Here is a 22,988-nt window from a genome sequence, read left to right as displayed (position 1 = left end):
CAGCGCTTTCCCATATTTCTTGTAATATTTCAGAGATCAAATCTTTATCTGTTTTGGCACCGCCTAAAACGGAAAGATTATTTGCTCCGGCATAACGTACTTGTACTGCGGTGGTGGTGTCCGGGAATTTGGTGTTGAGTCTTTTACTCAATTCATGGGTTAGTGCTTCGATAGCACCTGCGGGTAACGGGTTTTTTTTATCAATACTCACTTCAACACGCATATTTGGCCCTCCGAATATTTATACTGGTTATTTATACAGTACAAATATTCAGGTTGCAAGTGACTGATATAAAAATCGTCGCTGTAAAGGGTTAGCCCCTACAGCGGCGGTTATCAGCTTTTAACTGACCAATTGATAGTCTGACCGGCCAGGAAAGGAATCACCGATTCATCCCCTAATGGGATCTCTTCTGGTTGTTGGAAGGGGGCCTTAACCAATTCAACAATGTCTTCGTTAATCGGCAAACCATAGAAGCGTGGACCATTTAATGAACAGAATGCTTCAAGATGCTGTAGCGCATTCATCTCTTCAAACACAGTAGCATAAGCTGGTAGCGCTGATGGTGCGTTGAACACGCCAGCACAGCCACAGGATGACTCCTTACGATGTTTGGTATGGGGAGCGGAATCGGTTCCGAGGAAGAAACGGTCTGAACCACTGGCAACGGCCTGGCGCAATGCTTCTTGATGCGTGCTGCGTTTCAATATTGGCAGACAGAACAAGTGGGGGCGAATACCACCGACCAGCATGTGATTGCGGTTAAACATCAGATGCTGCGGGGTGATAGTTGCACCAAGGAAACGATTGCCTGCCAGCACGTAATCGGCCGCATCTTTGGTGGTTATGTGCTCGAAGACAATCTTCAATTCAGGGAATTGGCGACGTATCGGTTCCAGAATCTGTTCAATAAAGAGTGCTTCGCGATCAAAAATATCAACGGCAGCTTCTGTTACTTCACCGTGGATCAGCAGCGGCATACCTATCTTTTGCATTTGCTCAAACAACGGGTATATCGCCGGGATATCGGATACACCATGATTTGAGTTGGTCGTAGCATTCGCTGGATACAGTTTTGCCGCAGTAAATACGCCTTGCTCAAAGCCGATGGTCAGTTCTTTGACATCAAGTGTATTGGTCAGATAACAGGTCATCAATGGCGTGAAGTTATGCCCGGCAGGTACTGCGGCTAAAATTCGTTCCCGATAAGCGATAGCACTGGCAACAGTCGTAATTGGTGGAGCCAGATTGGGCATGACAATGGCCCGGGCGAACACCTCGGAGGTATAGGGCAGCACGGTACTGAGCATTTCGTCATCACGTAAGTGAATATGCCAGTCATCCGGGCGGCGAATTTTCAGGGTTTGGGGTTGTGCAGTCATTCAACTAGCTCCGCAGTCATGATGAGATATTGGGGTTTTTATACTGTTTCCGGCGGGGTCTAAGGATAAGCGGAAAGTGCGCAGGATGCATCTGATTGTTAGGGTTAAGTTGAAAACAAGGCAAAAAGGGCATCTTATAGAGGGGCTCGGGATAAAATTACCCGTTAGGGTGAGCTATTGATTAGCAGTAAAATACGCTAATTGAATGTACAGCATGGGAGAATAACTATGGAAGTCCGTGTCATCGCCAGTTTAGTGGCAAAACCTGAATTTATTGATGCAGTAAAAGAAGCGGTTCATTTGGTAATAGAACCGAGTCGTGAGGAGAAGGGGAATCTGCAATATGATCTCCATGCCGAAAGCGACCAGAAAGGTTCTTTTGTGTTTTTCGAACGCTGGGCATCTGATGATGCATTGGAAAAACATAATAAAACCGAGCACTTCAAAGCGTTTGTCAAAGCTGTTGAAGGCAAACTGGAAAACCTCGAAATAAAGAAACTGAAACAGATAGCCTGAGAGTGATCTCTGGTTAAAGATATCACCAATATAAAAAACCCGCCTGATGGCGGGTTTTGTCTTTGCAATGTCTGGTCGGAATAATATTACATTTATTCGACAGATTGCGGTTTTGTTGCCGGCGCGGTTGCCTGAGTTGCCGCCGCATGGCCACCAGCAGAACCTTTACCTGCAAAATCAAAGACTGGACGTTCCCACTGACCTTTAGTCGGTGACTCTGGCGCGTAATCCGGTGCCGGTGCTTTGGTCATCGGTGCTGAAGCGTAATGTTTGAACACCACACCTTCAGGATGAGCGATAGCCGATTGTTGTGGCACAACAGCAACAGGAGCCTCAACCACAACCGTGTCACTTACACTAGCTTCGACAGCGGTTTCTTCAATCAGCGGTTCTTCAATTGTCGATGTTTCAACAACGACTTCGGTCACTGCCTGTGTTTCAGCTACAGCGTCTTCCACCACAGTTTCAGCTACAACCGCGTCTTCCGCCGGTGTTTCAACAATAGTTGTTTCAACAGCAGCAGTTTCAGCAACAATGGTTTCTTCCACCACCGCTTCTTCAGCAGTTGTATCCTCAATTACCGTTTCCTGAACCACAGGTTGAGCGGTAGTTTCCGCAACGCCAGTTTCTTCAACGTCGGATACTGCTTCAACCGCTGCGGTAGTTTCAGCTTGCACCACCTCAGCGACAGCTTCAACGGTTGGTTCTACAGCAGTTGGCTCAACGGCAACAGGTTCTACAACCACTGGCACGACAACAGGAGCACGGCCAGGAACGGCTGCGGCTGAAGATGAAGAACCACCTGGTTTATGTTGCGCAGCAGGTGTCGGAGTGACAGTTTCAGTCACGGCGACGACGACAGGTGCGGCAACAACTGGGGCTGCTACAATCACGGCCGGAATATTAACCGGAGTCTCTACTGCGGCAACTGCTATTGGCAATGGTTGTTCAACCGGGTTTTCTACAAAAGCAGGTTCAACTGTTTGAGCTACCGGATAACGGACCCACACTTTGCCTGAAGCCATTTCTGGTGAGGCGAAAGCGCCGGCCAGTGGCATAGCAGATTGTGTCGGGTAACGCTCATCACGATAGCGACGGCGACGCTGGCCACTGACGCGCAGATGACGAGGTGAGCGGCGTGAACGACGTGGCATACCATTTTCATTATTGGCATTGCTAACGTGAGTAGCTTCATCATCCGCTTGAACAGTAGTTTGTGGCAGTAATTTCACTTCTTCCTGCACAACTGGCGCTGCAATGCTTGCTACCGGTGCACTAACAGGATTTTCCTGGGCTGCATTTTCCAGCACATTCAGCTCATCATTGGCAGATTGAATACGGACTTTCTGATTCAATTGGCGGCGTTGACGACGCTGCATAACCTGTTGGCGTTCTTCTTGCTCAGGTTGCACATCTTCGACCACAACACTGACGGCGGCGATTTCTGCTTTGACTTCCTGTGGTGCCTGACGTTTATCATCCTGGCGACGGCGCTGACGATCACCGCGACGCTGTGGTTGCTGCTCGTCACGTGGCGCTTTATCCGTTTCAACAACGTCAGTTTGTGCTTGCGGCGCAGCAGTTTGCGCAACTGGACGCTTGTTGCGACGCTGATCTTCACGACCTTCGCGGTTCGCATTGTCACGACCACTGTTGTCACGGCTATTGCTATCACGGCCACTGTTGTCACGTGTGCTGTTATCACGGCCTTCACGTGGTGTACGGTCGCCTCTCTCTTTGCGGCCATTGTTCTGGCGACGAGGATTACGACGATCATTACGGCGGTTTTCGGTGGTTTCGGTTTTCTCGACCTCTACCGGTTTAACTTCTTCTTCCGATGTGCCGAATATACCTTTTAGGCCACTGAACAAACGGCTAAAGAAGCCAGGCTGTTCTGACGTAGCAGCAGATGCGGTTACTTGCGGTGCAACGCTTGGTTTAGCACTGACGCTAGCAGGTGCGGCTTCCGGTGGTACTTCGGTTGGCAGAGAGAAAGTCGCCAACGCTGGTTGTTCTGGGCGTTTACGCTCAATCGTTGCTTCTTCTAACGGCTGCGCCATTTCTGCTTCATGCAGTTGTGGTAGCAGGTAGCTGAGAGAAGGAACCTCTTCGCCTTTACGGACCCGAAGAACAGAATAGTGCGGTGTTTGCATCTGATCGTTTGGCACGATCACCGCACGTACACCACCTTGACGTTTTTCAATGGCGTTGACTGATTCACGTTTTTCGTTGAGCAGATACGACGCAATCTGTACCGGTACAATGGCGTGAACTTCATGGGTATTTTCTTTCAGCGCTTCTTCTTCAATCAGACGCAGAATAGAAAGTGACAGTGATTCGTTGTCACGAACGGTACCGGTACCGCTACAGCGTGGGCACACGTGGTGGCTTGACTCACCCAGTGACGGGCTAAGACGCTGACGGGACATTTCCAGCAAGCCGAAGCGAGAGATTCGGCCAATCTGGATACGGGCACGGTCTTGGCGAACGGCATCACGCAGGCGGTTTTCAACTTCACGCTGATGGCGCACTGGTGTCATATCGATGAAGTCGATAACAATCAGACCACCGAGGTCACGCAAACGTAACTGGCGGGCAATCTCATCAGCGGCTTCAAGGTTGGTGTTAAACGCGGTTTCTTCGATATCGCCACCACGTGTTGCACGCGCGGAGTTGATATCAATTGCCGTCAGGGCTTCGGTGGTATCAATAACGATAGAACCGCCGGAAGGCAGACGCACTTCACGCTGGAACGCTGACTCAATCTGAGACTCAATTTGGTAGTGGCTGAATAAGGGGATTTCACCACTATACAATTTGATTTTGCTACTGAAATCCGGGCGACCCAGAGCGGCGATATGCTCTTTTGCCAGTTCGAGAACTTTAGGGTTATCGATCAGGATCTCGCCGATATCCGGGCGCAAATAATCACGGAAAGCGCGGACAATTACGTTACTTTCCTGATGGATTAAGAATGGCGCAGGGCGACCTTCAGCGGCTTTTTTAATCGCATCCCAATGCTTGAGGCGGAATGACAAGTCCCATTGCAGTGCATCAGCAGATTTGCCAACACCAGCAGTACGGACAATCAGACCCATGCCATCAGGCAATTGTAGGGAGGATAGGGCTTCTTTCAGTTCGGTGCGGTCATCACCCTCAATGCGACGGGAGATACCACCGGCACGTGGGTTGTTCGGCATCAGAACCAAATAACTGCCTGCCAGGCTGATGAAAGTTGTTAGTGCGGCACCTTTATTGCCACGTTCTTCTTTATCAACCTGAACGATAACTTCTTGGCCTTCGCGCAGCACATCTTTGATGTTTGGGCGGCCATGAGAGGAATAATTACTAGGGAAATATTCGCGAGAAATTTCTTTTAGTGGGAGGAAACCATGACGTTCAGCGCCGTAATCAACAAAAGCGGCTTCCAGACTGGGTTCGATTCGGGTGATTTTGCCTTTGTAAATATTCGCTTTTTTCTGTTCATGACCTGGGCTTTCAATATCCAAATCATACAGCCGCTGTCCATCTACAAGGGCAACACGCAACTCTTCTTGCTGAGTTGCGTTAATCAACATTCTTTTCATCTTTAACTTACTCGTTATTTTTACATTGGCGTTAGAACTGCGGGCAAAATAACCTCTATGGCCGGGTAAACCGATGACCCCGAGTCTTCTAGCAAAGCCGTCAACCTCACGGTTGTCGCCTGCATAGGGGCGCATTATTTCGGTAAGCCTGTGTTTCTTTCTGAAAAACAGCGCTTTTATATAAAGGGGCGCTTCTGAATATAAGACAACAGAGCAGACCCACTTGCCGGCCAAGCTGCAACCCGCAGCCCGCTAATTGCTTGATTTCACATTACGTCTTACGCCATTGCTGCGTTTTTGTGTGATCAGGCAAAGTTTATTATTCCACAAGTCTCTTGGTCTAACGAGAATCAACGCAGAATTAGTGACATTATTCCATTGCTGACACTGATATAGCAAGATGACTTTACCTGTCTACGTAAAGATTCTTTTACTGTTTTCACAGCGTTGGCGGCTATCGTTGTCTTATTAAACAATAAATGCGCGCAAACGTTATCTTTAAATAGCCAGACTGACAGTTAAGCACAGAAAAAGGGGTGGCGCTAATTCCTCGGTGTATTTAGAATCGCGCACCATGAAAACGAATAATCCAGTAGTACAATTAATCACCATTTCTGCCGACGAAGCCGGTCAGCGGATCGATAACTTTTTGCTCACTAAATTGAAAGGTGTGCCAAAGAGTATGATCTACCGCATCGTGCGCAAAGGTGAGGTTCGCGTTAATAAAGGGCGCATTAAGCCAGAATATAAACTGGTTGACGGGGATGTGGTCCGGGTACCGCCAGTGCGCGTCGCTGAGCGCGAAGAGGTTCAGGTCTCTGCCAAACTTGATAAAGTTGCGGCGTTGGCCGACTGTATTTTATTTGAAGATGACTATTTGTTGGTGTTGAACAAGCCTTCTGGCACGGCGGTTCATGGTGGCAGTGGTTTGAGTTTTGGTGTTATTGAAGCCTTACGTGCATTGCGCCCCGAAGCCCGCTTCCTTGAATTGGTTCATCGCCTTGACCGTGATACCTCTGGTGTCTTATTGGTAGCGAAAAAACGCTCTGCGCTGCGTTCTTTGCATGAGCAACTGCGGTTAAAAGGGATGCAGAAAGACTATTTGGCATTGGTTCGTGGTCAATGGCAATCTCACTGTAAAGCGGTGCAGGCACCTTTGTTGAAGAATATTATACAAAGTGGCGAGCGAGTGGTGAAAGTCAGCAGCGAGGGCAAACCGTCAGAAACGCGTTTTAAAGTTGAAGAGCGCTTTGAGCATGCAACGCTGGTCAAGGCCAGCCCGATTACTGGTCGTACTCACCAGATCCGCGTACATGCGCTCCATGCGGGTCACCCGATTGCTTTTGATGATCGCTATGGCGACCGTGAATTTGATCAACAATTGCAAGGAACCGGGCTGCATCGTTTATTCCTGCATGCGGCGGCATTACGTTTTGAGCATCCCAATAGCGGTGAAACTATGCGCATTGAAGCGCCACTGGATAATCAGCTACGCCACTGTTTGTTGATATTACGAAAGAAAGCAGCAGAAAAATAAATTGCCGCAATAAATAATTGAAGCAACAGGGCGCAAGTATCAATTGCGCCCTGTTTTGTTATTCAGTATTTACAGGAGCGGATTTACTCCCTGCTCAATCAGCATCTCGGTGAGGGCGATTAACGGCAGACCGATGAGTGTATTCGGGTCGCGCCCTGATAATTTATCAAATAGGGTAATACCCAATCCCTCACTTTTAAAACTGCCGGCACAATCCCATGGTTGCTCTCGCGTCAAATAACCGTCTATTTCTGCTTCACTTAGCGTTCGAAAATAAACGTCAAAAGTTTCGCACAGGCAGTTAATGCTGTTGGTTGCTGTATTCAATAGGGCCAGACCGGTATAAAAAGTGACACATTGTCCACTGGCCTGCTGCAATTGCTTCATTGCGTTTGCATAATTGTGGGGTTTCCCGACGATTAATCCGTCAATGACACAGACCTGATCAGAGCCGATTATCAGATGTTGTGGAAAATCTCCCGCCAGTGCCTGCGCTTTTGCACTCGCTAACCGCTGCACTAGCGCGCTGGCTTCTTCACCTGTCAGTGGGCTTTCATCGGTTTGTGGTGCCGCAGTAACAAAAGGTAATTGCAGCTTTTCCAGCAAAGTCCGACGATATGATGAGGTTGAAGCAAGAACCAGTTGCAGCATAATATTTTCCATAAACCGTAGCGTAATTTAATCAGGCATTTTAAACTGTCTGCCGCTTCGGAAGCGAATATTGGTGAAAGGTGCAGTAAAAAGGCCTTTTTCTTTGACTCTATGTCGTTACAAAGTTAATATGCGCGCCCTATGCAAAAGGTAAAATTACCCCTGACCATTGATGCGGTTCGTACCGCTCAGAAACGTTTAGATTACGCAGGTATCTATTCTCCTGAGCAGGTTACACGTGTAGCCGATTCAGTGGTAAGTGTGGACAGCGATGTCGTGGCCTCATTATCGTTTAATATCGATAATCAGCGCCTGGCGGTTATTACAGGTCACGCGGACGTCGATGTAACATTGATGTGTCAGCGCTGTAGTAACACGTTTGCACAACATGTTCATACAACGTATTGTTTTAGCCCGGTCGTCAATGATGAGCAGGCTGAAGCATTACCGGAAGCGTACGAGCCGATCGAAGTCGACGAATTTGGCGAAGTTGATCTGCTGGCTATGATTGAAGACGAAATTATTCTTTCACTGCCTGTCGTTCCGGTACATGATTCTGAACACTGTGAAGTGTCCGAGGCGGACATGGTATTTGGTAAACTGCCTGAAGAGGTGGAGAAACCGAATCCATTTGCCGTATTAGCCAGTTTAAAGAAAGTAATTAAGGAGTAAGGTCAATGGCCGTACAACAGAACAAACCAACTCGTTCCAAACGTGGCATGCGCCGTTCACACGATGCGCTGACCACTGCCACTCTGTCTGTGGACAAAACTTCCGGTGAAACTCACCTGCGTCACCACATCACAGCCGACGGTTTCTACCGTGGCCGCAAGGTTATCGGCTGAGTAGTACTTGCTAATCTTTAGCAAGGCGATACCTTGACTTGTCTAACCCTAGCGTTAGATGCAATGGGTGGGGATTTCGGTCCCCACGTCACAGTGCCTGCTTCATTGCAGGCACTGGCCTCTAATCCACGGCTTAAACTCCTGCTGGTCGGGAATCCCGACACCATCACTCCGTTACTTGTTAATGCCGATCCTTTGTTGCTGGCGAGGTTACAGGTCATCCCTGCTGAGCATGTTATTGCCAGCGATGCTAAACCCTCACAAGCTATTCGTGCCAGTCGTGGTACCTCGATGCGCATAGCGCTGGAGTTGGTCAAAAACGGTGACGCGGCAGCCTGTGTGAGTGCAGGGAATACAGGAGCATTGATGGGGCTGGCGAAGATGATGATTAAGCCACTAGATGGAATAGAGCGCCCGGCGTTAATGACTGTCATCCCAAACCAGCAACGCAGCAAGACGGTGGTGCTGGATTTAGGGGCTAACGTTGAATGTGATAGTACAATGTTGGTGCAGTTTGCTGTCATGGGGTCGGTGATGGCAGAAGAAGTTGTCGGTATTACCAACCCGCGTGTTGCTTTGCTCAATATCGGCGAAGAGGAAACCAAGGGGTTAGATAATATCCGCGAAGCCGCCGCAGTATTAAGAAATACACCGGCGATCAACTATATTGGTTATCTGGAAGGCAATGATTTGCTTACGGGTAAGACCGATGTGATGGTTTGTGACGGCTTCGTGGGTAACGTCACTCTAAAGACCATGGAAGGTGTGATAAGAATGTTCTTGTCACTGCTCAAATCATCGGGCGAAGGCAGTAAACAGTCCTGGTGGCTTAAACTCATTGGGCGCTGGCTGCAAAAACGTGTGGCAAAACGGTTCGGTCATTTGAACCCCGACCAGTATAATGGTGCATGTCTGTTAGGATTGCGGGGCATTGTAATCAAGAGTCATGGCGCGGCGAATCAACGTGCATTCGCAGTCGCAATCGAACAGGCGGTGCAGGCGGTGCAGCGGCAAGTCCCTCAACGGATAGCCGCGCGCCTTGAAGCGGTATTACCCAAGAGTGACTGATCGTACATGTATACTAAGATTCTCGGTACGGGGAGTTATCTGCCCGTACAAGTGCGCAGCAATGCTGATTTAGAAAAAATGGTGGATACGTCGGACGAGTGGATTGTCACCCGTACAGGTATTCGTGAGCGGCGTATTGCCGGCCTGGATGAAACAGTCGCGACCATGGGTTTCCATGCGGCTGAAAAAGCACTGGAGATGTCTGGGGTTAGTAAGGACCAGATTGGGCTGATTATTGTTGCTACCACCTCTTCAAGCCATGCTTTCCCAAGCTCGGCCTGTCAGGTACAGCAAATGCTGGGTATTAAAGATGCAGCCTCTTTCGATTTGGCAGCAGCCTGTGCGGGCTTTACCTATGCGCTGAGTGTGGCTGACCAATATGTGAAAAGTGGTGCGGTTAAGCATGCCATCGTGATTGGCTCCGATATGTTATCGCGCGCGCTGGACCCAGAAGACCGCGGTACGATTATTCTGTTTGGTGATGGTGCAGGTGCTGTGGTATTAGGCGCATCTGAACAGCCTGGCATACTGTCTACCCATTTGCATGCCGACGGCAGCTATGGGCAGTTGCTGGCATTGCCGTACCAAGACCGCCAAAAACAAGAGCAACCAGCCTATGTCACCATGGCCGGTAATGAAGTATTTAAAGTTGCGGTGACTGAGCTTGCCCACATTGTGGACGAGACATTGCAGGCCAACAATCTGGAGCGCAGTGCGCTGGATTGGTTAGTGCCGCATCAGGCTAACCTGCGTATTATTACCGCAACGGCGAAGAAGTTAGGCATGGGGATGGATAGAGTGGTGATAACTCTTGATCGCCATGGCAACACCTCTGCGGCATCTGTCCCTGCGGCGCTGGATGAAGCGGTGCGTGATGGGCGTATTCAACGTGGGCAGTTAGTGCTGCTGGAAGCGTTTGGCGGTGGCTTTACCTGGGGCTCTGCGCTGGTTCGCTTTTGATTTAACAGTACCTTTTTTGGTTTAACAGGACTTTTTTGATTCAACAGGAAAGAAAATGTCGAAATTTGCAATGGTATTTCCAGGCCAGGGTTCTCAATCCCTTGGCATGCTGGCCGATTTGGCCGCACAATTTCCGATAGTTGAAGCGACTTTCAGTGAAGCGTCGTCGGTACTGGGTTACTCCCTTTGGCAGCTAGTGCAGCAAGGCCCGGCAGATGAATTGAATAAAACGTGGCAGACACAACCGGCATTGCTGGCGGCATCTGTTGCAATTTGGCGTGTCTGGCAACATCAAGGCGGCAAGCTGCCGACAATGATGGCAGGTCATAGCTTGGGTGAATACTCAGCGCTGGTTTGCGCGGGTGTGATTGATTTCAAACAGGCGATCACTCTGGTTGAATTGCGCGGCAAACTGATGCAAGAAGCGGTACCAGCAGGCACCGGCGCAATGTACGCCATCATAGGTCTGGATAATGAATCCATTGCTAAAGCCTGTGAAGAATCAGCACAAGGACAGGTTGTTTCGCCTGTCAATTTTAACTCGCCAGGCCAGGTGGTGATTGCCGGCAACAAAGAAGCGGTAGAACGCGCAGGGGTTGCTTGTAAAGCGGCCGGAGCCAAGCGCGCCTTGCCTTTACCGGTCAGTGTGCCATCTCATTGTGCGTTAATGAAGCCGGCGGCTGATAAGTTAGCCGTAGCACTGGAAAACATTGAATTCCAGGCGCCATTGTTCCCGGTTGTCAATAATGTTGATGTGAAAACGGAAGTGTCACCAGAGGCTATCCGTAGTGCGCTGGTGCGCCAACTCTACAACCCGGTACGTTGGACTGAGAGTGTTGAATTTATGGCAGCAGAAGGTATTGAGCTGCTGTTAGAAGTTGGGCCAGGTAAAGTCTTGACTGGCTTGACCAAGCGTATCGTGGATACTTTAACCGCAGCACCGGTAAACGATGTTGCTACATTGACCAGCGCGCTTGAAAACTAAGAAAGAGGATAACATGAGCTTCGAAGGAAAAATTGCGCTGGTAACCGGCGCGAGCCGTGGGATTGGCCGTGCGATTGCAGAATTATTGGTCGAACGTGGTGCCCGGGTTATTGGCACTGCGACCAGTGAGAAGGGTGCAGAAGCGATTAGTGCCTATCTGGGTAGCAATGGCAAAGGCTATATGTTGAACGTCGTGGAACCCGCGTCAATCGATGCTGTTTTGACAGCGATTCGTGCGGAATTTGGCGAAGTTGATATTTTAGTGAATAATGCAGGTATTACGCGTGATAACCTGCTGATGCGTATGAAGGATGAAGAGTGGCAAGATATTATTGACACCGATCTGACTTCTGTATTCCGCCTGTCAAAAGCGGTAATGCGCGCTATGATGAAAAAGCGGTTTGGGCGTATCATCACCATCGGGTCTGTGGTTGGGACAATGGGCAATGCGGGGCAGGTTAACTACGCGGCAGCTAAAGCGGGTCTGATCGGTTTTAGCAAGTCTTTGGCGCGTGAGGTTGCTTCACGTGGCATTACTGTCAACGTTGTGGCACCTGGCTTTATTGAGACGGACATGACGACGGCGTTGACAGATGAACAACGCGCAGGCATTTTAGCCCAAGTACCAGCTAACCGGCTTGGGCAAGCTAAAGAAATCGCCAGCGCTGTTGCATTTTTAGCCTCTGACGAGGCCAGCTACATCTCTGGTGAAACGTTACATGTCAATGGCGGCATGTATATGATTTAAAAATCACGAAAGTATTTGCATTATTTGAGGTGAAAACCGCAAAATAGCGTAAAATCGTGGTTTGACCAGCCGAGATTTAGTTGCATCTTTTTCAACATTTTATACACTACGAAAACCATCGCGAAAGCGAGTTTTGATAGGAAATTTAAGAGTATGAGCACTATCGAAGAACGCGTTAAGAAAATCATCGTTGAACAACTGGGTGTTAAAGAAGACGAAGTGAAGAACAGTGCTTCTTTCGTTGAAGATCTTGGCGCGGATTCTCTGGACACCGTTGAGCTGGTAATGGCTCTGGAAGAAGAATTTGATACTGAGATTCCAGACGAAGAAGCAGAGAAAATCACTACTGTTCAGGCAGCTATTGATTTCATCAACGCTAACCAGCAGTAAGCGAACATGCTTTAAGTTTAGATAGTTAGGCGGTCACTCGACCGCCTAAGTTTTTTTTGTCCTAAGTGTTATTTTCCCTCCTTGGAGGACAACCGTGTCTAAGCGTCGAGTTGTTGTGACTGGACTGGGCATGTTGTCTCCTGTCGGTAATACAGTAGAATCCACATGGAACGCTGTTCTTGCCGGGCAGAGTGGCATCAGCCTGATCGACCATTTCGATACTAGTGCCTATGCAACGAAATTTGCTGGCTTAGTAAAAGATTTTAATTGTGAAGAGTTCATTTCGCGTAAAGATGCACGCAAAATGGATGCATTCATACAGTACGGCATTGTTGCTGGCATGCAAGCCATGCAAGACTCAGGGCTTGAAATAACCGAAGCCAATGCTCCTCGTATCGGTGCCGCTATTGGTTCTGGTATTGGTGGGTTGGGTCTGATTGAAGAGAACCACACTGCGCTGGTGAATGGCGGGCCACGTAAAATTAGCCCGTTCTTCGTGCCATCAACCATTGTTAACATGATTGCCGGCCATCTGACCATTATGTGTGGTATGCGTGGGCCAAGCATCTCTATCGCGACTGCCTGTACTTCTGGTGTGCATAACATCGGTCAAGCGGCACGTATCATTGCTTACAATGATGCGGATGTCATGCTGGCAGGTGGCGCTGAAAAAGCCAGTACCCCACTGGGTGTCGGTGGTTTTGGTGCTGCTCGTGCATTGTCTACTCGTAACGATAATCCGCAAGCCGCAAGCCGCCCGTGGGATAAAGACCGTGATGGTTTCGTTCTGGGTGACGGCGCAGGCATGATGGTGCTGGAAGAGTACGAACACGCGAAGAAACGTGGTGCAAAAATCTATGCTGAAGTTGTTGGGTTTGGGATGAGCAGCGATGCCTATCACATGACATCTCCACCGGAAGACGGTTCAGGAGCAGCACTGGCAATGGTGAATGCATTACGTGATGCGGGTGTGACCCCATCTCAAATCGGCTATATCAATGCCCATGGCACATCGACTCCTGCTGGCGACAAAGCCGAAACGCAGGCAGTTAAGTCTGTATTTGGTGAAGATGCCCGCAAAGTGATGGTCAGTTCCACCAAATCCATGACTGGGCACTTGTTAGGTGCAGCCGGTGCGGTTGAGTCTATCTTCACTGTGCTGGCGTTGCGCTCTCAAGCTATTCCGCCAACCATTAATCTGGATAACCCGGATGAAGGTTGTGATTTGGATTTTGTACCGCATGAAGCCCGTCAGGTAAAAGATATGGAGTACACCTTGTGTAACTCCTTCGGCTTCGGTGGCACTAACGGTTCTTTAGTTTTCCGCAAGGTCTAACTTCGGCTGTTAAGCTTCTGCTGCTAAAAAGGCCCGGTTTTCCGGGTCTTTTATTAGGTTAACCCCGCATCACTTAATGGCTCAACGTGAGTGCTGTCACTGCTAACGTCGCGCCACAGCGCCAAGTAAGAAAGAGATAACATCCCGCCATAACCACTGTCTTAATAAGAGATAAATCTGAAAACAGCCATTGACTAAATCTGCTACTGTCGCCACGTACAATTTTTATTTATGTACAGTATATATTTACTGGCAAGGTATATTTAGCAACTGAATGTATGGCAAACAATACCCCTCCCATTTAAAGAGAGTCTGAATGTTCTGGATTAATGGTATAGAGCAAAATTTGATTTCAGCGTCAGACCGCTCAGTGCAGTTTGGTGATGGCTGCTTTACGACGGCAAGGGTATCTCATGGTCGGGTAGTGTGGCTTGATAAACATATACTGCGTTTGCAACAGGCAACCGAACGCTTGTTGATGCCGACAGTAAACTGGAATGCCTTGACTAAAGAAATGGTCGAGGCGGCAAACCATACTGAAGATGGGGTACTGAAAGTGATTATTAGCCGGGGTAGCGGTGGGCGCGGCTACAGCGGTACTGCTTGTCAGCACCCTACGCGCATTATTTCGCTTAGTGATTATCCGGCGCATTATCATAGTTGGCGTGAGCGGGGTATTTCATTGGCATTAAGCCCGGTGACATTAGCTCGCAGCCCATTGCTGGCGGGTGTTAAGCATCTAAATCGCCTTGAACAAGTGTTGATTCGTGCGCATCTTGAGCAGACAGAGGCTGATGAGACACTGGTGCTTGACACTGCGGGCCTGCTGGTGGAATGCTGTGCGGCTAATTTATTCTGGCGTAAAGGTGACGCAATATTTACCCCTGATTTAAGCCTGTCGGGTGTTGATGGCATCATGCGCCAGATGATTATTACTTGTCTGGCCGGGCATGGGCAGCAGGTAGCGATTGTGGCGCAACCACTGGAGGCACTGGCTGATGCGGATGAAATTATCGTGTGCAACGCGCTGATGCCGCTACTGCCTGTGAACCGCGCCGATAAATGGCTTTATCACTCGCGTCAGTTGTTTGATTTCCTGAATCAGCATTGTTGCGATGCATAACTGATGGTCTCAGCAGCATGTTGGTTTTAATGTATAGCGTTGATGACTACCTTTAATTTGAAGATGGCCACCCGATGAAAATAAAAAGCACCCGAGTTGTAATCCTTTTTGCCGCTATCTGTTTGGGATTAGTGCTGTTGGGTTATCAGAAAATACAACACTTTGCGGACCAGCCGCTGGCTATTCAGCAAGAAACCATCTTTAAACTCCCCGCCGGTACGGGGCGGGTCGCATTGGAGAATTTACTGCAACGTGACCACGTGATTAAAAACACCCGTTTGTTCCCCTGGCTGTTGCGTATAGAGCCTGAGTTGGCAAAATTTAAGGCGGGGACTTATCGTTTTACCCCTGGCATGACTGTGCGCGGCATGCTGGAATTACTCGCCAGTGGTAAAGAAGCACAATTTACCGTGCGCTTTATTGAGGGCAAGCGGCTACGTGACTGGCTGGATGAGTTGCAGCAGTCGAAGTACGTAAAACATGTTTTGGCCGGCAAAAGTGATAGTGAGATTGCGGTGTTACTGGGGTTAAAAGACAGTGATCACCCTGAGGGTTGGCTCTATCCTGATACCTACTCCTATACCGCCGGGACGACCGATCTGGCCTTACTCAAACGTGCCCATGCGAAGATGGAAAAGACGGTTGATGAAATTTGGCAAGGGCGAGAGGAATCTTTACCCTATAAGACACCGGGTGAGCTGGTCACCATGGCATCTATCATCGAAAAAGAAACCGCAGTAAATGAAGAACGCACTAAAGTCGCATCGGTGTTTATTAACCGTCTGCGGATTGGTATGCGCCTGCAAACTGACCCTACAGTCATTTATGGTATGGGTGACAAGTATAATGGCAACATTAGTCGTAAAGACTTAGATACACCAACACCTTATAATACCTATGTGATTTCTGGTTTGCCGCCTACCCCAATAGCCATGCCGGGGCTGGCATCACTGACGGCTGCCGCGCATCCGGCCAAAACCGCCTATCTCTACTTTGTGGCAGATGGTAAGGGCGGGCATACATTCACCACCAATTTAGCCAGTCATAACCAAGCGGTACGGGTCTATCGTCAATCGCTTAAGGATAAGAATGAACAGTAAATTTATCGTTATTGAAGGGCTGGAAGGGGCAGGGAAAACCACCGCCAGAGACACCGTGGTTGCCACGCTGCGCGCCCAAGGGATTAACGATATTGTTTTCACCCGGGAGCCGGGTGGAACACCATTGGCAGAAAAACTGCGTGATTTGATTAAACAAGGTATTGATGGTGAAGTCCTGACAGATAAAGCCGAAGTGCTGATGCTGTATGCCGCGCGAGTACAATTAGTTGAGAATGTAATTAAACCGGCGTTGGCTCGAGGCAGTTGGGTGGTGGGTGATCGCCATGATCTCTCATCTCAGGCGTATCAGGGAGGAGGGCGTGGCATTGATAGCCAACTGATGACGTCACTGCGTGATACCGTATTGGGTGAATTCCGCCCTGATCTAACGCTGTATCTTGATCTGCCGCCTGTGGTCGGTTTAGCACGCGCTCGTGCCCGTGGCGAGTTGGATCGTATTGAACAAGAGTCGCTGGCCTTTTTTGAACGCACGCGGGCACGCTATCTCGAACTGGCCGCCGCTGATAGCAGCATAAAAACCATCGATGCCTCCCAATCTCTTGAGCAAGTGAGCACATCAATCAGCCGGGTACTGACTCAATGGCTGGCCAGCCGGGAAACCGCATAATGAAATGGTATCCGTGGCTTACGGCCCCTTATCGCCAGTTGATAGGGCAGCATACTGCCGGGCGCGGGCACCACGCGTTATTACTCCACTCCTTGCCCGGTAATGGTGAAGCGGCGTTGATTTATGGCCTCAGTCGCTGGCTGATGTGCCAGCAGCGGCAAGGTGAGAAAAGTTGTGGTGAATGCCATAGCTGCCGTTTAATGCTGGCGGGCAACCACCCGGACTGGTATGTACTGGCACCGGAAAAAGGTAAAAGCAGCATTGGGGTCGAATTAGTGCGTCAGCAGATAGATAAGCTCTATTCCCATGCACAACAAGGTGGGGCTAAGGTGGTGTGGTTGCCACACGCCGAACTGTTGACCGATGCGGCGGCAAATGCCTTATTGAAAACCTTGGAAGAGCCACCGGAGAAAACCTATTTCCTGCTGGACTGCCATCAACCCGCCAGTTTGTTAGCTACGCTGCGTAGCCGCTGTTTTTACTGGTATTTGGCCTGTCCAGATACTGCACTCAGTTTGCAATGGCTGCAACGCCAGATTCAGGCAGAACCGGTGACGGCGCTGGCCGCGCTTAAATTGAGTGAGGGCGCACCCTTGGCAGCCGAGCGGTTGTTGCAACCGGAGCGCTGGACTCTACGAAATGCGCTGTGTAACGCGCTCAGTAGTGCATTGAACAGTTCGGATCTACTGTCATTGTTAGTGCAGTTGAACCATGATGATGCGGCTGAACGCCTCCAATGGCTCTCTTCGCTGCTGCTGGATGCTTTGAAATGGCAACAAGGTGCTGGCGAGTTTGCTGTGAATCAGGATCAATTGTCGCTGGTACAACAGTTGGCGCTCGTAGCCACCACACCGGTGTTGCTTCAGTCAACGCAACAACTGGCAAAATGCCGTCATCAATTATTATCTGTCGTCGGTGTCAACCGTGAATTGTTACTCACTGAGTTGTTACTTAACTGGGAAACCGCGTTATCCACCGGCACCTATTCCACCTCACCTTGATTGTACACTCAACGTAATTGGCGTTGCAGCGGCTGGCCGAAGGATGGGCCGAGTAGCGAATATAGCTAACACCCCTGCGGCTACCATTATGAAAAGTATGGAAGAGTTTAATATTATGTTGTTAGTAGATTCACACTGCCATCTTGATAGCCTTGATTACCAGATGCTGCACAGCAGCGTCGATGATGTATTAGCCAAAGCAAATGCGCGGGATGTCGGTTTCGTCCTGGCGGTAGCCACTACGTTACCGGGCTTTTCTGCCATGACATCCCTTATTGGCGAACGCCAAAATGTGGCATTTTCATGTGGTGTTCATCCGCTGAATCTCGATGGTGGCTATGATTTCCAGCAACTCAGAAGTCTTGCCGCGGCAGATAATGTGGTGGCGATGGGCGAGACCGGGCTGGATTATTTTTATCAGCAAGATAATATCCCGCTGCAACAAGCCTCTTTCCGTGAACATATTCGTATTGGTCGTGAATTAAACAAACCGGTGATTGTGCATACCCGCGATGCGCGTGAAGATACACTCGCAATTTTGCAGGAAGAGCAGGCGCAGGAGTGTGGTGGTGTTTTACATTGCTTTACAGAAGACAAAGCCACGGCAGCAACGCTGTTAGACCTCGGTTTTTATATCTCATTCTCGGGGATTCTCACTTTTCGTAATGCGGAACAACTGCGTGATGTGGCCCGTTATGTTCCGCTGGATCGGATATTAGTAGAAACTGATTCACCTTATCTGGCTCCGGTTCCCCATCGTGGCAAAGAGAATCAACCAGCCTATGTCCGTGATGTTGCAGAGTATATGGCAGTACTGAAAGGCGTGAGTCTTGAATCACTGGCGCAGGCGACGACTGACAACTTCTGCCGGTTATTTCATCTGGACCCTTCCCGGCTCGCCAGTGAAAATAGCTAGCATCCTTAATAATACTTTTTTTTAAGCTCGTAATTAATCCCCGGAACGAGTAATGTTCTCACCCGATTTATTGGGTGAGGGCAGGTCTTGTTGACGTTTTTTTACAAAAAATGCGCGATTTGATGCAAGTTAAGCGCTTTCTTGAAAGAAACGTGACTGCCATCAAACATTAAGCAGGCTATTTATTTTACTCTTCGTAAAAATTAAAAGGGTGCTTTAGACACCCTTATTCGCAAAGGCTTACTCCCCCCTTTGTAATGCCAATAAACGCGAGAAACAGCAGAAAAGCACTATTACTCAGGAGCACACTCAACTATGTTTAAGAACGCATTTGCAAACCTGCAAAAGGTAGGTAAATCGCTAATGCTACCGGTATCCGTCTTACCCATCGCAGGTATTCTGCTGGGTGTCGGTTCCGCGAATTTTAGCTGGCTACCAACAGTAGTCTCTCACGTAATGGCAGAAGCGGGCGGTTCCGTCTTTGCTAACATGGCATTAATCTTTGCTATTGGCGTTGCACTCGGCTTTACCAATAACGACGGTGTATCCGCGTTGGCGGCAGTTGTTGCTTACGGCATCATGGTGAAAACCATGGCTGTGGTAGCGCCTCTGGTCTTGCATCTGCCAGCAGAAGAAATTGCGGCCAAGCATTTAGCCGATACTGGGGTACTGGGCGGGATTATTGCAGGTGCTATAGCCGCCTACATGTTCAACCGCTTCTACCGTATTCAGTTACCTGAATATCTCGGTTTCTTTGCGGGCAAACGCTTTGTTCCGATTATTTCTGGTTTCACCGCTATCTTCGTTGGTGTGATTCTGTCCTTCGTATGGCCACCTATCGGTACTGCGATCCAGACCTTCTCCCAATGGGCGGCTTACCAGAACTCAGTCGTTGCTTTTGGTATCTACGGCGTAGTTGAACGTGCGCTGGTACCATTCGGTCTGCACCATATCTGGAACGTACCATTCCAAATGCAAATTGGTGAATACACCAACGCAGCAGGTCAGGTATTCCACGGTGACATTCCACGTTACATGGCGGGTGACCCAACTGCCGGTAAACTGTCTGGTGGCTTCCTGTTCAAAATGTACGGTCTGCCAGCCGCTGCGATTGCGATTTGGCATTCAGCCAAACCGGAAAACCGCGCTAAAGTGGGCGGGATCATGATCTCCGCAGCACTGACCTCATTCCTGACGGGTATCACCGAACCAATTGAATTCTCCTTCATGTTCGTGGCACCAATTTTGTATGTTATCCATGCAATTTTGGCCGGTCTGGCGTTCCCAATCTGTATTCTGCTTGGGATGCGTGACGGTACCAGCTTCTCCCATGGTTTGATTGACTTCATTGTTCTCAGTGGTAACAGTAGCCGTATCTGGCTGTTCCCTCTGGTGGGTATTTGCTACGGTCTGGTGTACTACACCATCTTCCGTGTGCTGATTACCAAACTGGACCTGAAAACACCGGGTCGTGAAGAGACAACCACTGAGCAAACTGTCCAGGGCGGCACAGAAATGTCAGCGGCACTGGTAAATGCGTTTGGTGGTAAAGAGAACATCACTAACCTGGATGCTTGTATTACCCGTCTGCGTGTCAGCGTGGCGGATGTTTCCAAGGTTGACCAACCTGGTCTGAAGAGACTGGGTGCTGCGGGTGTAGTGGTCGCAGGTTCTGGTGTTCAGGCTATCTTCGGGACTAAATCAGATAACCTGAAAACAGATATGGACGAATATATTCGTAACCATTAATTCAGGTTTGGGGAGTGCAAAGGGGAGGCGAAAGCCTCCCTTTTTTTATCTTTTTCACATTGATTTTATTGAATTATTTATTTTAACTGTCCACATCATGACCTCCACTCAAAGATTGACTGCATTCAGATACAAAAAAGCCCGCACGCGGCAGGCTGATTGAAAACGTTGGAGTATCAAAAACCCAAATCAAATTGGTCGTCACCCAGATGCCCCGGCAGAAACAGATCGCGGGGTAGGGTTGCGGTGTTATTACGGCTGGGGCGGGACAGGATTTTATCGACTGATTGCAGTGTGGTGAACGTACAACTGCAAAGCAGGTTCTGGCACTGGTGGTAATTCTCTTTGGTATTGCCGGTTAGCGTGCTGGGTATTGGCGGTTTTAATCGGAGCCGAGGCGCTTTTTTGATACAGGGCCGCAATGATCACACCGGCGGATAACTCGCCGCCAGCAGCCAGAATAATGACCTGTTCCCCTTCGGTCGGCGGCCACCATGTGCGGGCCTTTTCGGCGCGACGGACAGACCACGGCAACCAGTCGGTCAGTAATTCACCGCAGCGCACGCGGGCTTTGGGCGGATCAAGGGCCAAATTCACCTGCTCCACGATACCGAAACGGATCAGATTCATTATCAGGCGATAGATTTCGGCGTTGGTCATGGCGGTCAATACTCGTTATTCAGCGTAACGGTATTGTTTACGCGCGCAGGCAGGGGTGCAACGCGCGGCAGTGGTAGGGGGACTGTGACAACTTTTAGCGGGAAATATCGGGGTGGTTTAACTAATACAGCGAGCTAATAACGCAGTCATGCGTTGATAACGGCAATGGTAACCATCAATATTGGCCTGAATCCATTCATCGGGGTTGATGCCAGCAAAGGAGATTTGAAAGCCGCAATTGATAATAATGTGTTCGAAAAGCAACCGCTGCGCCCGGCCATTACCTTCACGGAAAGGGTGGATAACATTAAGATCAGAGAGTCATAGGGCAGACCAACCAGATAATTTTCTTGTGCCAGTTGGTTAAACAGTCGGTTAGCTTCAGGTGTAATGCGATTGATATTGCAAAATCGGGTAGTGCCTTTGGAAATATCAATGGTTCTCAGCTCTCCGGCCCAATGATAAATATCGCCAAACAAGGCTTGATGCAGCGCGCACCAATAGCGCAAATCATAGGGTGGCGGGCTAAATTCGATCTCCATAATCGCCAGCTCGGAAAAATCTTTTTCCATCTCAATAAATTGGTCATCATCAGTAATGCCGAATTTATTGATTAACACCTGACTGTTCGGATAGGTATAAGGATCTGGGCCGTCACCGTATTTATCGCTGTTCACCGCGAACTTGGCTGGCTTTTGGTGGCGTATTTATTCATCAGGCTTTGCTTCAGTTTAGCCCTTTCGTTCTTTGAGGTTGGCAACGTTTGATTGGTACTGTTCAAGCCTTCCAAACGCATACTTTGGCGATAGTTTTCTAACTTCACACGGTCGAAGTATTGTTTTTTCTCAGCCAGACTCGTCATTACATTAGCCATTACGATCTCCGGTAGTGCATATAGAAATGCAGATAAAACAAATATACGCGATCCAGCGGAGTTTTTCATCCCAGCGTAATGTTAGCCACGGGCGATAAAGTCAAACACTTGGCCGAGCACATTATCACTGTCTTTTTTGGTGATGCCGAGCAATTGACGGGCGGGGTAAGGGGGCATTCAAGAACGTATTTGTGTACGCGGCAGGCGGGAAGAAAGACGGCCTGCAAATCATGCCGTTTAGTGAGATAACCGCCAAAGATGAGTTTAACGGCATCAAGAACGTGACCCGCGATGATTTGCTGCCGCACACCGGGTACCGCCGCAACTGATGGGGATCATGCCGACCAATACCAGCGGCTTTGGGGATGTTGAGAAGGCAGCGAAGGTGTTCGCCATCAATGAGCTGTATCCCATCATGGAAGATCTAAAAGCCCTGAATGACTGGCTGGGCGTGGAGGTATTCCAGTTCAACCCCTACGTACTGGCCGAAGTTTAAGCTTGACCCACCGATTCATTCAATAATTTTCATCCATACCCACACCGGCGCGCCCTGCGCCGCGTGCACTTCCCTCATCACGCTATAACGCGCTGTGCGGCCCATAGCGAGGTACACGCCTCACGCATCCGATCACGACACCCATCACCCGAATGCACATCACCATGACCCACAAGCGGCGCATCAGCCGGAGGTGCCCGACCTCCCTTAGACCCTTCAGCGCGCGATTGTCTCCCCTCCACGCCTGCACGCAAAAAGGGTCGCTTTTTGTGCATTTGTGCAAGTGGCGGCAGGCCGCGCCAGTTCTGGGCTGAAAGGGGTGAAATAGCATCAAAAATATTGTGCAAAATTGTGCGGTATTTAGGGGCGGAATTACATTAGATAAAATCTAATTTCTTGAAGTTGAACACTTTTTAAAAGCAACTTGATATTGAC

General features: G+C 49.2%; 23 protein-coding genes and 2 pseudogenes. 17 read left to right on the top strand and 8 right to left on the bottom strand.

What is annotated here, in order from left to right; genetic code table 11:
• The coding region (dinI, locus tag V1952_RS10255) for a DNA damage-inducible protein I (RefSeq protein ID WP_420074704.1) at positions 1–223 on the bottom strand (223 nt) is incomplete at its 3' end.
• 113 nt (positions 224–336) lie between these two features.
• On the bottom strand, positions 337–1,383 hold the full coding sequence (pyrC, locus tag V1952_RS10250; RefSeq protein WP_420074703.1) for a dihydroorotase: 1,047 nt from the start codon (positions 1,381–1,383) through the stop codon (positions 337–339).
• Positions 1,384–1,611: 228 nt separating this feature from the next.
• Between pyrC and V1952_RS10245 the strand changes: the two genes are divergently transcribed.
• Positions 1,612–1,899: a putative quinol monooxygenase gene (locus V1952_RS10245; RefSeq protein WP_372559278.1), complete on the top strand. Its 288-nt coding sequence runs from the start codon at positions 1,612–1,614 to the stop codon at positions 1,897–1,899.
• A gap of 92 nt (positions 1,900–1,991) precedes the next feature.
• Here V1952_RS10245 and rne read toward each other — a convergent pair whose 3' ends face one another.
• Positions 1,992–5,486 carry a ribonuclease E gene (rne, locus tag V1952_RS10240; protein WP_420074702.1) on the bottom strand — a complete coding sequence of 1,165 codons (3,495 nt, stop codon included), beginning with the start codon at positions 5,484–5,486 and terminating at the stop codon, positions 1,992–1,994.
• Positions 5,487–6,060: 574 nt separating this feature from the next.
• On the opposite strand from rne, the gene rluC reads away from it, so the two are divergent.
• Positions 6,061–7,023: a 23S rRNA pseudouridine(955/2504/2580) synthase RluC gene (rluC, locus tag V1952_RS10235; RefSeq protein WP_372559277.1), complete on the top strand. Its 963-nt coding sequence runs from the start codon at positions 6,061–6,063 to the stop codon at positions 7,021–7,023.
• A gap of 69 nt (positions 7,024–7,092) precedes the next feature.
• On the opposite strand, the gene V1952_RS10230 is transcribed toward rluC, so the two are convergent.
• A complete protein-coding gene (locus tag V1952_RS10230) occupies positions 7,093–7,674 on the bottom strand; it encodes a Maf family protein (protein ID WP_372559276.1) in 582 nt (193 codons plus the stop codon).
• Between the two features lie 141 nt (positions 7,675–7,815).
• Between V1952_RS10230 and yceD the strand changes: the two genes are divergently transcribed.
• From yceD to ptsG, 14 genes are all read left to right on the top strand, one after another.
• Entirely contained in the window at positions 7,816–8,346 is a 531-nt protein-coding gene (yceD, locus tag V1952_RS10225; RefSeq protein WP_083158518.1) for a 23S rRNA accumulation protein YceD, read from the top strand.
• 5 nt (positions 8,347–8,351) lie between these two features.
• A complete protein-coding gene (gene rpmF, locus V1952_RS10220; protein ID WP_002210931.1) occupies positions 8,352–8,519 on the top strand; it encodes a 50S ribosomal protein L32 in 168 nt (55 codons plus the stop codon).
• A 33-nt stretch (positions 8,520–8,552) separates the two neighbouring features.
• A complete protein-coding gene (gene plsX / locus V1952_RS10215; RefSeq protein WP_372559275.1) occupies positions 8,553–9,587 on the top strand; it encodes a phosphate acyltransferase PlsX in 1,035 nt (344 codons plus the stop codon).
• 6 nt (positions 9,588–9,593) lie between these two features.
• On the top strand, positions 9,594–10,547 hold the full coding sequence (locus V1952_RS10210; protein ID WP_083158520.1) for a beta-ketoacyl-ACP synthase III: 954 nt from the start codon (positions 9,594–9,596) through the stop codon (positions 10,545–10,547).
• Between the two features lie 55 nt (positions 10,548–10,602).
• Positions 10,603–11,532, top strand: a complete 930-nt coding sequence (gene fabD / locus V1952_RS10205; protein ID WP_420074701.1) for an ACP S-malonyltransferase — start codon at positions 10,603–10,605, stop codon at positions 11,530–11,532.
• A 13-nt stretch (positions 11,533–11,545) separates the two neighbouring features.
• On the top strand, positions 11,546–12,280 hold the full coding sequence (fabG, locus tag V1952_RS10200; protein ID WP_083158522.1) for a 3-oxoacyl-ACP reductase FabG: 735 nt from the start codon (positions 11,546–11,548) through the stop codon (positions 12,278–12,280).
• A gap of 153 nt (positions 12,281–12,433) precedes the next feature.
• On the top strand, positions 12,434–12,670 hold the full coding sequence (gene acpP / locus V1952_RS10195; RefSeq protein ID WP_002220787.1) for an acyl carrier protein: 237 nt from the start codon (positions 12,434–12,436) through the stop codon (positions 12,668–12,670).
• A gap of 94 nt (positions 12,671–12,764) precedes the next feature.
• Positions 12,765–14,006: a beta-ketoacyl-ACP synthase II gene (gene fabF, locus V1952_RS10190; protein ID WP_372559273.1), complete on the top strand. Its 1,242-nt coding sequence runs from the start codon at positions 12,765–12,767 to the stop codon at positions 14,004–14,006.
• 316 nt (positions 14,007–14,322) lie between these two features.
• Positions 14,323–15,129: an aminodeoxychorismate lyase gene (gene pabC / locus V1952_RS10185; protein WP_420074700.1), complete on the top strand. Its 807-nt coding sequence runs from the start codon at positions 14,323–14,325 to the stop codon at positions 15,127–15,129.
• Positions 15,130–15,203: 74 nt separating this feature from the next.
• Positions 15,204–16,229: an endolytic transglycosylase MltG gene (gene mltG, locus V1952_RS10180; RefSeq protein ID WP_083158525.1), complete on the top strand. Its 1,026-nt coding sequence runs from the start codon at positions 15,204–15,206 to the stop codon at positions 16,227–16,229.
• Positions 16,219–16,857 carry a dTMP kinase gene (gene tmk / locus V1952_RS10175; protein WP_083158526.1) on the top strand — a complete coding sequence of 213 codons (639 nt, stop codon included), beginning with the start codon at positions 16,219–16,221 and terminating at the stop codon, positions 16,855–16,857. Before mltG ends, tmk begins: the two co-directional genes overlap by 11 nt.
• Complete coding sequence (holB, locus tag V1952_RS10170; protein WP_420071089.1) at positions 16,857–17,858, top strand: DNA polymerase III subunit delta'; 1,002 nt, start codon at positions 16,857–16,859, stop codon at positions 17,856–17,858. The genes tmk and holB overlap by 1 nt, the downstream gene beginning before the upstream one ends.
• A gap of 115 nt (positions 17,859–17,973) precedes the next feature.
• Complete coding sequence (locus V1952_RS10165) at positions 17,974–18,774, top strand: metal-dependent hydrolase (RefSeq protein WP_420071098.1); 801 nt, start codon at positions 17,974–17,976, stop codon at positions 18,772–18,774.
• Between the two features lie 315 nt (positions 18,775–19,089).
• On the top strand, positions 19,090–20,523 hold the full coding sequence (gene ptsG / locus V1952_RS10160; protein ID WP_083158528.1) for a PTS glucose transporter subunit IIBC: 1,434 nt from the start codon (positions 19,090–19,092) through the stop codon (positions 20,521–20,523).
• Between the two features lie 176 nt (positions 20,524–20,699).
• Here the strand turns inward: ptsG and V1952_RS10155 are convergent, their stop codons facing one another.
• The 4 genes and pseudogenes from V1952_RS10155 to V1952_RS10140 form a co-directional block, all read right to left on the bottom strand.
• A complete protein-coding gene (locus V1952_RS10155) occupies positions 20,700–20,843 on the bottom strand; it encodes a hypothetical protein (RefSeq protein ID WP_420074705.1) in 144 nt (47 codons plus the stop codon).
• Positions 20,800–21,183 carry a phage baseplate assembly protein V gene (locus V1952_RS10150; protein WP_420074699.1) on the bottom strand — a complete coding sequence of 128 codons (384 nt, stop codon included), beginning with the start codon at positions 21,181–21,183 and terminating at the stop codon, positions 20,800–20,802. The genes V1952_RS10155 and V1952_RS10150 overlap by 44 nt, the downstream gene beginning before the upstream one ends.
• A 117-nt stretch (positions 21,184–21,300) precedes the next feature.
• Positions 21,301–21,860 (bottom strand): annotated as a pseudogene (locus V1952_RS10145) (Fic/DOC family protein).
• Complete coding sequence (locus V1952_RS10140; protein WP_229714857.1) at positions 21,857–22,057, bottom strand: YhfG family protein; 201 nt, start codon at positions 22,055–22,057, stop codon at positions 21,857–21,859. Before V1952_RS10140 ends, V1952_RS10145 begins: the two are co-directional and overlap by 4 nt.
• A gap of 161 nt (positions 22,058–22,218) precedes the next feature.
• On the opposite strand from V1952_RS10140, the pseudogene V1952_RS10135 reads away from it, so the two are divergent.
• Positions 22,219–22,553: pseudogene (locus V1952_RS10135) on the top strand (phage portal protein); the annotation flags it as partial.
• Positions 22,554–22,988 lie beyond the last annotated feature (435 nt).

Origin of the sequence: Yersinia sp. 2542 StPb PI (assembly GCF_048593855.1) — a bacterium.
Taxonomy (GTDB): Bacteria; Pseudomonadota; Gammaproteobacteria; order Enterobacterales; family Enterobacteriaceae; genus Yersinia; species Yersinia enterocolitica_E.
Note: the sequence above shows the minus strand (reverse complement) of the source record. Positions and strands in the feature narration are given on the sequence as shown.